General features: G+C 63.1%; 14 protein-coding genes. 11 read left to right on the top strand and 3 right to left on the bottom strand.

Annotation, left to right across the window (positions count from 1 at the left end; all coding sequences use genetic code 11):
- Positions 1–46: 46 nt before the first annotated feature.
- From ACREP4_RS09470 to ACREP4_RS09460, 3 genes are all read left to right on the top strand, one after another.
- Entirely contained in the window at positions 47–505 is a 459-nt protein-coding gene (locus ACREP4_RS09470; RefSeq protein WP_431595935.1) for a tetratricopeptide repeat protein, read from the top strand.
- On the top strand, positions 502–1,149 hold the full coding sequence (locus ACREP4_RS09465; protein WP_431595934.1) for an HD domain-containing protein: 648 nt from the start codon (positions 502–504) through the stop codon (positions 1,147–1,149). The genes ACREP4_RS09470 and ACREP4_RS09465 overlap by 4 nt, the downstream gene beginning before the upstream one ends.
- Before the next feature lie 185 nt (positions 1,150–1,334).
- The gene (locus ACREP4_RS09460; RefSeq protein WP_431595933.1) at positions 1,335–1,604 is read left to right on the top strand and encodes a hypothetical protein; all 270 of its coding nucleotides are present in this window, start codon (positions 1,335–1,337) and stop codon (positions 1,602–1,604) included.
- Positions 1,605–1,915: 311 nt separating this feature from the next.
- Here the strand turns inward: ACREP4_RS09460 and ACREP4_RS09455 are convergent, their stop codons facing one another.
- The 3 genes from ACREP4_RS09455 to ACREP4_RS09445 all read right to left on the bottom strand — a co-directional run bounded on the left by ACREP4_RS09455 (position 1,916) and on the right by ACREP4_RS09445 (position 8,334).
- Positions 1,916–2,689, bottom strand: coding sequence for an OmpA family protein (locus ACREP4_RS09455; protein ID WP_431595932.1), 774 nt, complete (start codon positions 2,687–2,689; stop codon positions 1,916–1,918).
- Positions 2,690–2,759: 70 nt separating this feature from the next.
- On the bottom strand, positions 2,760–7,172 hold the full coding sequence (locus tag ACREP4_RS09450; protein WP_431595931.1) for an ESPR-type extended signal peptide-containing protein: 4,413 nt from the start codon (positions 7,170–7,172) through the stop codon (positions 2,760–2,762).
- Between the two features lie 208 nt (positions 7,173–7,380).
- Entirely contained in the window at positions 7,381–8,334 is a 954-nt protein-coding gene (locus ACREP4_RS09445) for a helix-turn-helix domain-containing protein (RefSeq protein ID WP_431595930.1), read from the bottom strand.
- A gap of 479 nt (positions 8,335–8,813) precedes the next feature.
- Between ACREP4_RS09445 and ACREP4_RS09440 the strand changes: the two genes are divergently transcribed.
- The 8 genes from ACREP4_RS09440 (at position 8,814) to ACREP4_RS09405 (ending at position 16,019) form a co-directional block, all read left to right on the top strand.
- The gene (locus ACREP4_RS09440; RefSeq protein WP_431595929.1) at positions 8,814–9,014 is read left to right on the top strand and encodes a Flp family type IVb pilin; all 201 of its coding nucleotides are present in this window, start codon (positions 8,814–8,816) and stop codon (positions 9,012–9,014) included.
- A gap of 11 nt (positions 9,015–9,025) precedes the next feature.
- Complete coding sequence (locus tag ACREP4_RS09435) at positions 9,026–9,559, top strand: A24 family peptidase (protein ID WP_431595928.1); 534 nt, start codon at positions 9,026–9,028, stop codon at positions 9,557–9,559.
- Positions 9,552–10,034, top strand: coding sequence for a TadE/TadG family type IV pilus assembly protein (locus ACREP4_RS09430; protein ID WP_431595927.1), 483 nt, complete (start codon positions 9,552–9,554; stop codon positions 10,032–10,034). The genes ACREP4_RS09435 and ACREP4_RS09430 overlap by 8 nt, the downstream gene beginning before the upstream one ends.
- A gap of 33 nt (positions 10,035–10,067) precedes the next feature.
- Positions 10,068–11,132, top strand: coding sequence for a Flp pilus assembly protein CpaB (gene cpaB / locus ACREP4_RS09425; protein WP_431595926.1), 1,065 nt, complete (start codon positions 10,068–10,070; stop codon positions 11,130–11,132).
- A gap of 86 nt (positions 11,133–11,218) precedes the next feature.
- Positions 11,219–12,478 (top strand): type II and III secretion system protein family protein, encoded by a 1,260-nt coding sequence (locus tag ACREP4_RS09420; protein ID WP_431596155.1) that lies wholly within the window; start codon positions 11,219–11,221, stop codon positions 12,476–12,478.
- A 10-nt stretch (positions 12,479–12,488) separates the two neighbouring features.
- Complete coding sequence (locus ACREP4_RS09415; RefSeq protein ID WP_431595925.1) at positions 12,489–13,754, top strand: AAA family ATPase; 1,266 nt, start codon at positions 12,489–12,491, stop codon at positions 13,752–13,754.
- A 1-nt stretch (position 13,755) separates the two neighbouring features.
- On the top strand, positions 13,756–15,108 hold the full coding sequence (locus ACREP4_RS09410; RefSeq protein WP_431595924.1) for a CpaF family protein: 1,353 nt from the start codon (positions 13,756–13,758) through the stop codon (positions 15,106–15,108).
- Positions 15,105–16,019, top strand: a complete 915-nt coding sequence (locus tag ACREP4_RS09405; protein WP_431595923.1) for a type II secretion system F family protein — start codon at positions 15,105–15,107, stop codon at positions 16,017–16,019. Before ACREP4_RS09410 ends, ACREP4_RS09405 begins: the two co-directional genes overlap by 4 nt.
- The last annotated feature ends 26 nt before the right edge of the window (positions 16,020–16,045 follow it).

The raw sequence follows: 16,045 nt of genomic DNA, 5'->3' as shown, positions 1-16,045 counted from the left end.
TCGATCAAAAACTAGCCACCCCTGCTTTTGCAAAGAAGGGAAATCAATGATTGAAGACCAGCTTGAATTGGATCAACACATACACAACCGAATTCAGCAACTTTCCGCAGAAGGCGACATCTTTGCAGAAGCCGCCAAATATGATGAGGCACTCAAGAAGTACAACTCCGCTTGGGAATTTATCCCCCAACCGAAGACAGAATGGGAGGCATCGACCTGGATATTAACCGCCATCGCTGACGCTGCATTCAAGGCGGGATACTTCATATCAGCAAGAGAGGCACTTGACTATGCAATGCAGTGCCCTTCCGCAATAGGGAATCCATTTATTCACCTGCGACGAGGCCAAGTTCTTTTCGAGCAAGGGGAGATGGAAGCGGCGGTTCAAGAGCTGCTACGCGCATACATGGGAGGAGGTGATGAAATTTTCTCCGAAGATGACCCTAAGTACTTCCGGCTCCTGACCTTAAAAATCGAGCTACAGCCAGAGCACACGGCCAAATGAAGGCATCCCTTCTTACCGACAAATTCATTCGCGCCATCGACTACGCTCGCATCGCACACGCAGCGCACGTACGGAAGGGCTCGAACACGCCCTACATATATCACCCGCTCAGTGTTACCTGCCTGATCATCGAATTTGGTGGCAACGAAGACCAAGCCATTGCAGGAGTGCTTCACGACGTTGTTGAAGATTGCGGCGGCATGCATGAGCACTTGATCAAAGCGCAGTTCGGCAGTGCCGTCGCGAACATAGTAATGGGCTGTTCTGATAGCACCGCAGAGCAGAAAGTCAGGCCGGATGATGCGAGAGCAATGGAAAACGAATGGCTTGCGCGCAAACGCTCCTATCTTGAGCATCTGAGGCAGGCCGCGGCGGAAGTCATTTTGGTATCGGCCTGTGACAAGCTGCACAACGCGCGCACCATCGTACAAGACCTGGAAAATCCGGCCATGGGCCTAACTGTCTTCAAACGCTTCAAAGGCGGCACTGAAGGAACACTGCAGTACTACCAAGCGCTATCCGAAATCTTCGACGCCGCTGACACCGCCCCCGCACTCCAAATCAGGATTACGGTCACTCGAATGCGTGAATTGACCCGCAACCTTGAAGCTGCATCGAAAGCAGCTGACAGCCAAGCTACATAGGTTTGCCTCTGGATAGCTTCAATTGGCGCGAACGCGCCAATCGAAAGCACTGGAGCTGAAGCGAGTCGACTGTGAGCAATCTTGCTCGACCTTGAACCACAAGAATTCCTACCGATACAAATCAACAGATGACATCCCCAGTTCCTCGGAGCACAGCCAGACTCGCGCACGATCTTCTGCAACAGTTGAGTGACCTGCTAATCGAGCAGAATGAGGAGAACTGGAGCAGAGGCATCTCGACAGCCCTCAACAAATTCTATTCTCCCGATGGAGAAATGGATCCTGCAGGCTTTGAAAACGCGGCCTCCATCTATCTGGGCATGGCGACGGGCGGCAGAGGATTCTCCGAGTACTACGTCCACGCTCCTGAAGTAGAGCAGAGGATCGAAGCAAACCGGGAACTCGACGCACTGCGCGACAAGCTATGGGAAGTCTTTGACCCCTGGAATTTGTAAGACAGCCCATCGCTTCCTCACGCGCACTGGAGAGCGGGCGCGAACGCCCTGCACTGCAGGCACACAACAACATCCTTAAGAATCCCTCACCAAATCCGTCGAGAAAGGAAAGGAGCAAAGCATCAACCGGCGGGGAGATTCGGAACGCCGGCTGCCGCGCCACTCTGCTCCCTTCCTTTCCCCACGAATCAGTGGGTTCGCTCACCTGCACTTGCGCATGAGGCCGCCGCCCGGCAGGCGCGTCGAGCGTGCAGCAATCCCGGCGGCGGATTGGGGAGGGAATGCCGCCGGGACGCTTGCACACACTGCTTTCAGCTGCCGATGCCGGAAATCTCCACGCGGCGATTGGGTGCCAGGCACGTCACCAGTTCACTGCCGCTGGAGCCTTCGCAATCCACCAGCGGGCCGGTACTGCCCCGCCCTTCTGCGCGGATGGAGCCGGCAGGAATTCCCTGTTGCACCAGATATTCGCGCACGGTTTCCGCGCGTCGCTGCGACAAACCCAGGTTGTAGGCATCGCTGCCGATTCGGTCGGTGTAGCCGACGACGACCAGGTTCACTTCATTCATGCGCGGGCCAAGGCTGCGCACCACTTCGCTCAGGCGTGCCTTGCCGGCTTCGGCAAGGGTGGCGCTGTCGAAAGCGAACAAGGCATCGGCCGAAATCCGCAGCGGTGTTTCTGCTACCGGCGGTGGAGGTGGCGCCGGCGCGGGAGCGGGTTGCAGCAAGGCGGCGCAGCTTTCCGGTTTCCACGATTGCCCGGTGCTGATGCCGCCATCGCCAAACCGCACCTGGAACTGGCACTTGATCGGTTCGGCGCCAACGCTTCCCCGGAAATTGAACAGGTAATTCCATTCGCGCACGCCCCACAACCCTTCGTTGAAATGCGGTGTGCCCAGCAGTGACTGCAGTTGTTGCTTGCTCATGCCCGGCGCGTATTGGCGCAGGTTGTCCAGATTCACGTAGGTGCCGCCGGCCGGATAGGCGCGGGCGGGATCGGGAAACGTGTCGTCGCGCACCTGCCCTTTGCTGCTGCAGGCGGCCAACGTCACTACCAGTGCAAGTACAGACCATTTCGTGTTCATCACATCCCCCGTGCGCGTTGGCGCAGCTGTCGGGTGCCGGCACACGCAGGTGCCGGCACGCTGTCTGTCATCACCACTGGAAGCCGGCGCCGACGGTCACGCCGCCATCGCCACGCGTGTTGGCCGAGCCGCTGAGCTTGTAGATCCAGCGGCCGCCATCGGTGACGCCGGACACACCCACCGCCATGCTCGACTCACCGTGGAAGGTGCTGGCGGCCATTGACGCCATGCGCTTGCCGGCTTCGGTCGGCTGCGGCAAACCTGCCATCGCCATCGCCGAGGCGACGCCGGCCGAAGCGCGGTCGTCGATGCGCTTGATGTCGCGGTTGACGTCATTGAAGCGTTGATCGGTGTAGTTCTTCGACCAGTCCATCACGTCCCCCAAGCCCTTGTTGAGTTGTGCAACGTTGACTGCGTCGGTCGGCGCCACGCCGGTGCCCACGTTGTGGATGACCGTGCTGGTGCCCGGGCGCCCCATCGTCACGCTGCCGTAGTTGGTGCTGCCGTCGGTGTTCTGGTCGTAACGCACCGTGCCCTGCTGCGATGCCTGCAGCTGGCGGACGTTCACTGCATCGGTGGCTTCACTGCCATCGCCGACATTGGTGATCTGGCGTTCGGCACCGGCCGTGCCAACGGACACCGTGTTGGCGCGCGAGGCCACCGAGCCGGCACCCAAGGCCACGCTTCCTGCTGCCGAGGCGTTGGCGCCGTCACCGATGGCAACCGCCTGATTGCCGCTGGCCGTGGCTGCCGGGCCGGCGGCCACGCTGTCCTGGCCCGTCGCCGACGCGGCCGCCTTGGTCGAGTTCACCGCGAAGTATTCGTTGCCGGCACCGCCGTTCTGGATGTTGTCGATGCGATTGTTGACGTTGACGATGGAACCATCCATCGCCGCCAGCGCGTCGGTGACGTTGCCCAGCGTCTGCTGCGTACTGGTACCCGCACTGTTGATGGAGGTCACGGTGAAGTTGGCCGCACTCCACTGCCCGGTGCTGCTGTTGTACTGCAGCGTGCCGCCGATGGCCGAGGCCAACGCCTCGTTGGTCGCCGCCAGCTGCCCACCGTTGATCGCATCCAGGCTGCCGGTCGCGACACTGCCGTTGGCGACGTTGCCCAGTGCAACCGCTGCGCCGCTGCCATCGCCGGCCAGGCGAACTTCGTTGGTAGGATTGCCCGCGCCATCGGCGGTGTACTGCACCGCCAGTGGATCAGCGCCCACCGGCCCAGTACGCGGCAGGTTCATCAGGTTGAGCAACGAGTCACTGATGGACGTGAACGCGCTGCCGATATCGCCGAACTGCTGCAGCGACGCCGCACCCGCCACACCAATGCTGTTGATCTGGTAATTCGGCGCACCGAGCACGCCACCGTTGAAGGTCGCGCCGCCGCCCAGATACGTCGCCATCGAGTTGCCCAGACCAAACAACTGACCACCGTTGACGGCTTCCATGCTGCCCGCCGCAACCGCGCCAGCAGCGAGGTTTGCCAGCACCGTGCCGTTGGCGGCCTGTCCGCCGCCCAGCGTCACCTTGCCGTAGTTGATGACGCCATTGGCGTCTTCGTCGTAAACCACCGCCGCAAGGCCCAGATCATCAATCTGATCGATCGCACCACGCAGCTGCTTGACGTTGACCGCATCGGTGTCCTGGCTGCCGTCGGCGACATGGGTGATCTGGCGTTCGGCCCCCGCAGTACCAACGGACACCGTATTTGCGCGGTCGGCCAGCGCGCCCGCACCCAATGCAACACTGCCGGCTGCCGATGCGCTGGCACCGTCACCGATGGCCACTGTCTGGTCACCGCCGGCGGTCGCTTCCGGGCCGGCCGCCATGCTGTCCTGGCCGGTTGCCGAAGCTGCCGCCTTGGTCGAGTTCACCGCAAAGTACTCGCTGCCTGCCCCGCCATTCTGGATGTTGTCGATACGCGTATTGACGTTGACGATGGAGTCGTCCATCGCGGCAAACGCGTCGGTGACATTGCCCAGCGTCTGCTGGCTGGTGCTGCCGGTGGCAGTGATGGAGGTGATGGTGAAGCTGGGCGCGCTCCACTGGCCGGTGCTGTTGTTGAACTGCATCGTGCCGCCGATAGCCGAAGCCACCGCGCTGTTGGTGGCGAACAACTGGCCGCCGTTGACGGCTTCCATGCTGCCCGCCGCAACCGCGCCGGCAGTGAGGTTCGCCAGCACCGTACCGTTGGCGGCTTGGCCGGCGCCCAGCGTCACCTTGCCGTAGTTGATGACGCCTGCAGCGTCTTCGTCGTAGACCACTGCCGCCAATCCAAGATCATCAATCTGATCGATCGCACCACGCAGCTGCATGACATTGACGGCATCGGTGTCCTGGCTGCCGGCAGCGACGTGGGTGATCTGCCGCTCGCGCCCTGCCGAACCCACCGCCACTTCACCAATGGAGGTTTGTGCAGCGGTCAAACCGAAGGCGGCGTAGTTGTCCTGACCACCGCGTGCGGCGTTGGACTTGAAGCCCAACGCGACGCTATTGGCCTTGTCCGAGGTTGCGCCGGCGCCCAGCAATGTCTGCGCATTGGCGCTGCCCTTGGCACTGTCGCCGACCACCACCGAATGCCCTTGTCGTGCATCGTAATCAGCAGTCGGAACGCCGGTCATGACGCCGTTGGCATCAACGAACACCTGGTCTGCGGTCTGCGTTGGCAGGCGATGCTCGGCATTGCTGCCGATCACCACTTCCTTGGAGCCGTTGGCAAAGGCGCCGTCACCGATCAGCACCTGATAGTCCTGCGCGGCGGGCACGGCCCAGCACTTCACCTGCGCCAAGCCCAGCAAGTCCAGGCAATCCTTGGCCCAGGCCGGCGCGCCGTCGGGCAACACCAGGCCAAGCAGGCCACCTGGATCACCGTTGTTGATGTGGGTGATGTAACTGTCGGAGGTGACGCCGCCGATCAAGGTCAGATGCGAATTCCCACCGGTGGTCAAACCACCCAGCCCATCCAGCACCCCGCCCACCGGGCTCAGATTCACCACCGGCAGCGTCCCCAGCAACTCCAGCGAGGAGTAGGCCTGCATCACGTTGGTGCTGTTGACCTTCAGGCTGCCGTTCTGGATGTAGCCGTTGCCGCCGAGGATCGACGTCAGCGGCGAATCCACCAGTTGGTTGACGGAGCCCACCAACCCGCCGTTGCCGACGATCAATCCCGACGGGCCCGGCGCTGCCGGTGCCGCGTTGGGCGTGACCGGGTTGCCAGTGAGCCCGCCGATCACGTTCGACAAGCCGCCGGTCACACCACCGATCACGCCGCTCAACGTATCGGTCACACCGCTTACGCCCGACCCCGAACCGGTGATGCCGCCCAGCGTATTGCCGGTCGCACCCAGCAGGGTAGAAGCGGTGCCGTCCACCGTGCCCAGCAGGTTCTCCACCGTGCCGGCGACATCGCCGTTGGCCAGCGCGCCGGTGGTGTCCTTCAGCCCGCCAGTCAGCGTGCCGACCGTATCAGTGATGCCAGTGCCCAGCGTGTCCGAGCCGGTCACACCGCCGACCACTGCGCCGAGCAGATCGCCTACGCCGTTCAACACCGGTGCAACACCGTTGACCAGGCCATTCACCAATCCGCCCAAGCCGGTGCCTTTGGCGACACCGCCGGTCAGCGCTTCGACCGCGCCAACCGTGCCGGTCACCGTGTCACGCACGGGATTGCCACCTTCTTCCTTACCGGGCAACAACACCGTGCCAACGCCGGCAACAGTGCTACCTACGTGCTCGGTAAGCGAGGCCACCGTAGTGGTTGCATGCGAGGTCAGCGTTTCGACCGCAGCCACCGGCTTGCCGGTGACCACTTCGCCGGTCAGCTCTTTGACCGCGCCCACGGTGGACACCAGCGTGCCGTGCAGCGGGCTACCGCCCTCTTCCCTGCCCGGCAGCAGTACGTTGGCCAAGCCCTTCAGGCCCGATCCGTTGTGTTTCAGCGGCCCCACCGTCGCGGTCACCGCGGCATTGGCGTTGGCGGCTACCGGCTTCAATCCGAGCGCAGCATCGGCCACGACCGACAGTGCGGCTGCCGGCGTTGCCGTAGAGGCATGTGGCCGCAGTTGGGGCAATGCCGCACGCACACCCAACTGCGCGCGTGCGCCGGCCGTTGAAGCGGCGGCGCGCGGCTTGACCGTCAGCGCTGCGGCAGCATCCACCTGCACCAGTGCCGGCAGATTCACCGAGGCATTGAGCGACACCCCCGCATTCACCGTAGGCAACGCGGCGGACACCATCTGCTGCGCGTCGGTAGTGCTGTATTTGGCCACCAGGTCCTGCAGGTCGGCCAGCTTGGCGTCGGTTGCCGCTGCTGGCCCAGCCATGGCCAACGCGATGGCGCTACCCAAGCCTGCCAGGCGCCACGATGCAGCCGGTGACAACTTCGATGGACCTGAGCGTTTGCCCTGTGCGCTGGCCAGTTCGGAACCCACGACGAATGCGTTGAGGGTGCGGTTCCAGACCAATCGATAGATGCGGTTCATGTGGAGCCTCCGTGTCGATCCATCCGGGCGCGGACGGGTCTTGGTTCGTGAGGCCAGTACACCTTCTGCGTGCGCTGAAAATTGCCCGCTTCCGGCACACCCATAGGACGATTTGGCAAAGCGTTGCCCGTTACCGGCAAGCCGATGCACGTATTCGGCAATCGTCGTTATTGGGTGATGCGCATCCCGCGTCCGGTCAACCCACGGCTCAAGCAGGCGTATACGTCCCGCGCATCAGGGTTTCGCTGGGCAGCTCGCCGAACACGCGGCGGTAGTTGTCGGCAAAGCGCGACAAGTCCCATAGCCCACAGCTCAGCGCGATGGACTTGACCGACTTGCGGCCGGCATCGGCGCTGGAAAGGCTGCGGCAGGCTTCGCACAGCCGCAGCATCGACAAGTAACGCACCGGCGAAATGCCGACCAGTTCTTCAAATGCATAGCGCAATGCGCGCTCGCTGACGCCGGCCGCATCGCACAGCTCCTGCATATAGATATGCCGACGCAGATTGGCATACATCATGTCTTCGGCGCGGCGGAAAATCAGATAGCGCACACGGCGACTGCGGTTGCAGCTCATGCGTTCGACCGGGCCGTTGGCAACCAGCTCTTTCACATGCGCATCGAGCATTGCCTCGATTTCACCAGCGCTGACTTCACCTTGCGCAATGCGCTCATGCAGCCCGTGGTAATAGGCCTGCAGCGGAATATGGGTGCGGCTGCTGACCAGTGGAACCCCAGCCGGCGCTTCACCCAGTCCGGCCAGGCGCTGCGCTGTGGCGCGTTCCTGAAAACGCTTGAGTGGCACCAGTACAAACGTTGCGCGACTGCCCGCGCCCAAGGCGAATTCGGTAACGCCCTCGGGCATCACCGAAATGATGTTGCCCGATGTCAGCGGCACGCCATGGCACCAACTGCTCTGCGCATCGGCTGATTGCAGCCAACCCAGCAGACACCAATCCAGCGGCAACACAAACCGTCCGCGCGTGCGCGCACCCGTTTCAAAGCTGCACAGCAGCGCCTGGTCATGCACGAACGACGAGATGGCAGCGGTGGGCGGTTGGTCGTCCAGCAGCACCAGTTCGACATGACAGACACGCAGGGTGTTACCCAACGCTGTCAAATCAAACGAGCGCAAACCTCGACCGTCAGCCACCGCATCCATGTGAACGCCTTTGCAGCTCCCGAAGGAACTGAATTCAGAAGCGACTATCCACTGCCGGCTGCGTTTCAGCCCGCAATCCCCTGACGCACATCCTGAACTTCCCTACAAAACGTCGTGAGCAAATAGCTTCTGCTGTTCGCTCGCTACCGATACTGACAAAAAAACAATGAGGGACCCGTAAGAGCCCAGTCGCGAAATGGCGACACGCATCACAGATATGAAAAAGAGTTATTTTTTGCCGAATTCGCGCACCTTCCTTCACACACACGTTGCAATGATGTTCACGGGCATGCCATGCATGTCGACAGGGGCAATACGGAAGCAACGGCTGGGGAAAGCCGGATACACGGCAGTCGAACAGCTATCAACGCACCGGTCGGCATCACGCAAACCCAATGACCACTCTCGGGCAGGAATGCCCAGTTTTGCCCGGCTGTCCGTCGGAGCATCATCGACACCGGGTCATCAGGGGAATCGCTATGAACGCTCGGATCCGCAAGTTCTTCAAAGAAGAAGACGGTGTCACCGCACTTGAATACGGACTGCTGGCCGCAGTGATTGCCGGCATCATTATTTTCTTCGCACGCGACGGCCTGACCGAAATCTTCGAGACCGTGCTTGAGAAACTCAGAGGCGTTGTCGACGAAGGCACTGCGCCAGCCGGCGGTGGTGGCGGCTGATAGAGCCCGCCATGACCCTCATCACGCTCACCGCACTGTTGCTGGGCCTGCAGGTCGCTATCAGCGATCTGACGGCTCGGCGCGTCAGCAACCGCGTGTTGCTGGCGGTGTTGTGTGTGGTGCTGGTCGCGCAATTGTTTGGCAACGGCGCTGCGCCGTCCGTCGCCGATTGCCTGCTGGGTGGCGTGATCGGGCTGGCGGTGTTGCTTCCGTTCCATGTCATCGGCTGGATGGGTGCCGGCGATGTGAAGTTGTTTTCGACCATCGGTTTTCTGCTCGGTGCCAAGGCGCTGCTGCCCATCTGGGTCTGCGCCAGTTTGGCCGCCGGGGGTCACGCGTTCCTCGTCGTCGCGTGGCCCTTGGCGGTGCGCTACCTCCCTATTCCGCTGTACAGAGCCAGCACGGCGTATCACGGCAACGGCTGGCTGCAGGACTGGCAACGCAACCTGCGCGCGGCCCGGCAAGGGCGCGCGGGCATTCCCTACGCGGCGTATCTGGGCGTTGCCATGATCGGCTACGTGCTGCAGCGAGGTGGGTATGTTTGAGCGCCAGCCGCCACGACGTCGCAACGCACGCGGCGCGATCACCCTCGAATTCGCGTTCCTGATGATGTTCGGCGTATTGCCGTTGCTGCTGGTGACGTTCAGCGGCGTGATGATCTTTGCCGCCAAGCAATCGCTGACGCTTGCCGCTGGCGAGGGTGCGCGCGCAGCGCTGCGCTACGGCGACATACCCGAGCGCCGCGCCAATGCCTGCATGGCCGCAGCGCGCTCGATGCAGTGGCTTCTGAATTTCTCCAGATCCACGCCCAGTTGCAGCGCGGCCAACGCGCCACCCATCACCGTTTCGCAGCCGTTTGCGTGCACATCTGATAGCAGCGTGCAGTGCATCCGGGTAATTGCTTCCTACGACCACGATGCCCATCCGTTCCTGCCCGGCACCGGGCGACTGTTGGGCTGGACCCTGGGCAAATCGCTCAGCAGTAGCGCCGTTGTGCAGTTGGATCTAGGTAACCGCTGACCGTCGCAATCTCCAAGGAGGAGGAGTCACACCATGCCAAAGGCAATCCGCATCGCCGCCATCCTGTTGCTGGTGCTTGCCGTGGTACTGGCGATCCTGGCCGTCGGCATCGGCCGCAAAACCACCTCCGCGCCCGAACTCACGGTCAAGGCCGAGCCCGCTCCCAGCGTGCCCAAACGCGTGGTCGTTGTAGCGACCAGAGCGCTGCCGGCGGGGCAACAGATCACCGCCGCCGACCTTTCAACCACGGAACTGCAGGTCGCCGCCCATGAAGGCTTTCCGGCCATCACCGAGGTGGTCGGCCGGGTTCCCAACAGCGACATCGCCGCTGGTGCGATGGTTGCACCCGGGCAGTTGCTGCAGGGCATTGCCGCAGGCATCAAGCCCGGTGAGCGCGCGGTGGCCATTCCCGTTGACGAGCTGGCCGGCGTCAGCAACCGCATCACGCCGGGCGACTACGTCGATGTCTTCATGAGCCTGCAGGCACCGTCTGAAGCGGGTGCACAACGCGACAACCCACAGGCACGTTTGCTGTTGTCACGGCTGCGGGTGCTGGGCTATGGCGCCGAAGATGTGGGCACGCAGCAGGCCGCCGCGCAAGCGGAAGATGCCTCCGCCTCCGGGCAACCTGAGCCCGGCAGCCGCGCCGAAACCATTGCCTCGCGCGGCAACAGCAGCGGCTCGGGCAAGAACGACGGCAACACCGCGCCGGCACGCAGCGCCATCCTTGCGGTGCCAGTGCAGGACGCGGGACGCCTGTTGCTGGCAGCGCACAGCGGCAAGTTGTTCCTGGCCTTGCGCAACCCGGGCGATACCGCACTGGCCGACGCCTCGATCTTCGCCACGCCCGCATCGGTACTGCCGCTGCGCCGCGACCTGGATGCAATGGATGCCGAAGCTGCCGAACGCCCGGAAAACCAGGCCTATGCAGGCATCAGCCTGGCCGCGCTGGTCGGTGACGCCACCGCCAGAAAACCTGCCGCAGCGGCACCTATCGCTGCGGCACCGTCGCGACCGCGCGCCACGCGACCGGCGACTCGGCAGGGCATCGAGATCATCCGTGGCACCACGCCATCCAATCGTCAGTCGTCGCCATGACCGGGGGCCATCACTTGCTGCAACGTCCACTCAAAGCCACGTCTCTCATCACCGCGCTGGCCTTGCTCGGCGGCGGCGCGATGCCAATGTTTGTCGCGCCGCTGGCGCACGCGGAAGTATCGGCCAACACCGTGCTGCTGGAACTCAATGAGCAGCGCCCGTGGAACCTGCCTGCAGGCGTGGAGCGCATCGCCATCGCCGATCCGTCCATTGCCGACATCACCCGCATTGGGCGCAACAACGAAGCCTTGCTGGTTGGCAAGGCAGCGGGCAGCACCACACTGCTGTTGTGGCTGAACAAGCAAGCCACGCCGCAACGCATCCGCGTAGAAGTGCGCAATGCGATCCAGGGCGGATTGCTCGATGGCGGTGGCAGCGCGGTGACCGTGCAGGCCGGCCAGGCGCTGCTGTCCGGCAGCTCCACCTCACTGCTGGAACACGAAGCCAGCCGCAAGGCTGCCGCATCGGCGGTCGGTGACAAGGGCGCCATCAATGACGCTGCCACCATCAGCCACGGTGGCGTGGTGCAGGTGGAAGTAAAAGTGGTGGAGTTCAACAAGAAGGTGCTGCGGCAGATTGGCATCAACTTTGAAAACGCCAATGGCAACGGCAACGGCCAGGGATTCAAATACGGGATGACCTCGCCAACAGGAGGTTCCGATGGTGGCGCGCTTTCGTCAGCATTCAACTTGGTGCTGAAGTCGATCTCCCACGACTGGACCGCCAACATCGACATCCTGCAAAGCAACGGCATGGCCCGCGTACTGGCCGAGCCGACACTGGTGGCGCTGTCCGGCCAAAGCGCCAGCTTCCTGGCTGGCGGTGAACTGCCGATCCTGGAGCCGCAGGGGCTGGGCACCACCACCGTCACCTTCAAGCCCTTCGGCATCGGCCTGACCGTGACGCCGACCGTGCTGTCGGCCGACCGCATCTCGCTGAAAGTCGCACCGGAGGCCAGCGATCTGGATTACAGCCGCGGCATCAGCATTGACGGCACACAAGTCCCTGCAATTTCCACGCGCCGTGCCGATACCACGGTTGAACTGGGTGACGGGGAGAGCTTCGTCATTGGCGGACTGGTCAGCAGCCAGTTGTCGTCGGTGGTGAACAAGATTCCGCTGCTCGGCGATCTGCCGATCATCGGCTCGTTCTTCCGCAACCTTTCCTACCAACGCGAGGACAAGGAACTGGTGATCGTGGTGACGCCACGTCTGGTACGGCCGCTGGCGCGCGGCAGCGAAATCCCGCTGCCGGGCCAACGCGAAGCGCAACCCAACCTGCCGGTCTGGGGTTCCTGGCTGCTGCATCCCGCAAGCCCGGATCAACTGCCCGGCTTCTCACGCTGAAGTCCCACTCATGTCCTCGGTGATGACCTTGCCCCTGACCCAAAGCGCGACCCATCTGCAGTTGGTGCTGTATGCGCCGGACAACCGGCACATCGCGCGGCTGGGCAGCGTGCTGGCCGGGCATGTCGATCTGCGCTGGGCCGACAGCCGCGAAATCCAGCCACGCCAGTTACTGGACAGCGCGCCGGACGCGGCGGTGATTCTGCTCGACTACTGCGGCGGCAATGCGGCCTACTCCACCGACATCGCCCGCCAGTTGAGCGCACATCAGGCTTATCGTTCGCTGATCGGCATCGGCACCACCGGCCCCGAACAAGCCACGCATCTGCTGGCGGCGGTGCGTTCGGGCGTGCGTGACTTCATCGACATCGACAACACCACCGCGCAGATGCTGGAAGTGTTCGAGCGGGTTGGCAGCGCGCCCGCGTCGACCAAACCCAGCGTCGCGCCCGTCGTCGAAAGCAAACCCAGCGGCCGCCTGGTGTTGTTGCTGGGCGTGCGCGCCGGCATCGGCACCAGCACCTTGGCAACGCATCTTGGCGCATTGCTGGTCAGGCAGGATCCCAGCGTCAACGACAACAGCCAACACAACACGCAACTGTTGCTGCTCGACGTAGGCCAACCGTCGGCCGATGCCGCGCTGTACCTCGGCATGGAAAGCCACTTCAGCTACGAAGAAGCATTGAGCAATGTCGACCGGCTGGATCGCACCTTCGCCGCCACTGCGTTTTCCCATCACTCCAGCGGCCTGTCGTTGCTCGGCAACGCCAGTGGCACCCTGCTGAAGAAGCACGAACCCGCCGCCCTGCTGGAACGCCTGCGCAGCGTATTTCCGATCACCTTGTGCGATGCCGGCGGATTGCCCATCCAACTCATGCCAACCAGCCTGCTGCAGCAAGCCACCGACATCTGGCTGGTGGCCGACCAGGCCATTGGCTCGCTGGTGTCGCTGGACCAGACCATGCGCGAACTGGAACAGCGCGGCCAACGCGACGCGCGGCTGAAGCTTATCGTCAACCGCTTCGACGCCAATGGCGGTTTGAACGACCTGCAGATCGCGCAGCGCTTCGACCTTCCACTGCTCGCCACCCTGCCCGACCGCGCCCGCGTGCTGCGTTCCAACGCGGGCCTGGGCCATCTGCTTACCGAATCGGCGCCGCGCGATCCCTACCTCAAAGCCCTGCTGCCGCTGCTGCAGGCGCTGGACAGCAAGCACGCTGCCGCGCCCGCCTCCAGCTCACCATTCACCCGTCTCGCCAACCTGTTGGGCAAATGACATGGAAGACAAAGTCACTCCCCTACCCGCACGCCCGATGGTTCCGCCGCTGCCCATCGAGCCGGCGGCCAGCGTTCCGTTTGAACAGTCCGAGCAGTTCCAGAGCGTGCTGTCGGCCGCGCACGAATACCTGCTCAACCACATCGAGGACCAGCGGGTTGATATCGACGCGTGGTCACCGGAAACCACCAGCAAGTACGTGCAGAGCCAGACCGCCGCATTCGTCAAAGAGTGGAAGATTCCGGTCAACGCGCAGGAGATGGAAGCGGTCGCCACCGCGCTGCACAAGGAGCTGACCGGGTTCGGCCCGCTGGATGATCTGCTGCATGATCCGGAGATCGAGGACATCCTCATCAACGGCTACAAGGACGTGCATATTTCCAGCGGCGGCCAGCTGCGTCGCGCGACCCAGCGCTTCAGCGACGACCGCCACCTGCTGCGCATCCTGCGCCGCATCATCGCCCCGCTCGGCCGCCGGCTGGACGACTCCAATCCCATGGTCGATGCGCGACTGCCCAACGGCGGCCGCCTCAACGCCATCATCTCGCCGCTGGCGGTGGATGGCCCGATGGTGTCGATCCGCAAGTTCCGCAAGGATCCCTTCACCCCCGACGAACTGCTCGCACGCGGCGCCTTCGACAAGCCGATGTACGCCCTGCTGCACGCACTGGTGCGCGGCCGCTGCAACATCCTCATCTCCGGCGGCACCAGCTCCGGCAAGACCTCGCTATTGAATGCGCTGGCGACCTTCGTGCCGCACAACGAACGCGTGGTCACCGTTGAAGACACCGCCGAGTTGGCACTCAACCATCCGCATGTGGTTCGTCTTGAAAGTCGCCTGGGCGGCTTTGATGGTGCCGGCGCGGTCAGCATCCGCGACCTGGTTCGCAACAGCCTGCGCATGCGCCCGGACCGCATTGTGGTCGGCGAGGTGCGCGGCGCCGAAGTGCTGGAAATGCTGCAGGCGATGAACACCGGCCACGACGGCTCCATGGCCACCATCCACGCCAACTCCCCGCGGGACTGCCTCTACCGTCTGGAAATGCTGGCGGGTTTTGCCGGCTTCAACGGCAGCGAGGAAAGCCTGCGCCGGCAGATCGCCAGCGCCATCAACTTCATCGTGCAGATCTCGCGGCTGGGCAGCGGCCGTCGCGTCATCACCTCAATCACCGAGATCACCGGCGTCAGCGACAACATCATTACCAGCCAGGAGTTGTTCAAGCACGAGCCGTGGATCGAGCAGGATGGTCGCGAGCGTGATCGCTGGGCCGGACTCGGCTTCCACCCGCACAACTACAAACTCGAACCCTTCCGCCAGGAACTGCGCGAAGCCAACATGGGGAACTTTGCATGATGCTGCCTCTGCTGCTCGGCAGTTCCGCCCTGCTGCTCGTCGCCGTTGCGATGGGTTTGTGGTGGGGGCTGGCCACGCGCGTGCAACAACGCGCCGCCGCCGAGCACGCAGAAACACGCTTGTCGCATCCCGATGCACAACGCAACGCAGACACGCCGGCCGCGCAGCGCAAGAAAACGCGGCGTTGGGCCGAACTGCTACGCCGCGCCGGTCTGCCCGAATCCGCGCGCACGCTCGTCTTGCTGCTCGTTCCGGGCCTGCTGGCTGGCATAGGCGCCGGCTTGCGCATGAATTCGGTCGGTTTCGGTGTCTTTGTGCTGGCCTTGTACCTGTTGGGCGCCTGGCTGTGGCTGTTCCGTCGCATCGAGAAGATCCAGCAGCGACTGGTGGCACAGATGCCGGACTTCCTGGAAAACATGGTGCGCATGGCCGGCATCGGCAACAGCTTGTCGATGGCATTCCAGAGCGCGACGCAGAACGTGGACCCACCGCTGCGGCCGATCCTCGACTCCGCGCTGACCTACACCCGCGCCGGCATGGACCTGGACCGCGCCTTGCAGCAGGCAGCGCAGGCGTATCGCTTGCGTCCGTTGGAAATGCTGTCGGTGATCCTGGGCACCAGCATCCGCATCGGCGGCCGCAGCGATCAGATTCTGCAGCGCATGAGTGATTTCATGCGTGATCTGGAAGAAGTACAGCGCGAACTGCAGGCCACCACCTCCGAGACGCGCATGTCGGCCTGGGTGCTGGGGCTGCTGCCGGTGATCGCAGCCATGTTGATGGCCTTGTTGAGCCCGGATTTCTTCCAGCCCATGTTCCATGACCCGCTGGGCAAGAAGATTCTGCTGATGGCGGTGGCGATGGAAGCCATCGGCGCGTTCCTGCTGTATCGCCTGGCCAAATCGCTATGAACGTATCCACCATGCTGTCGAACAGA

Source organism: Stenotrophomonas sp. (genome assembly GCF_050737575.1).
GTDB lineage: Bacteria > Pseudomonadota > Gammaproteobacteria > Xanthomonadales > Xanthomonadaceae > Stenotrophomonas.
The sequence above is the reverse complement of the archived record's forward strand: the minus strand, read 5'-3'. Positions and strand labels throughout refer to the sequence as shown.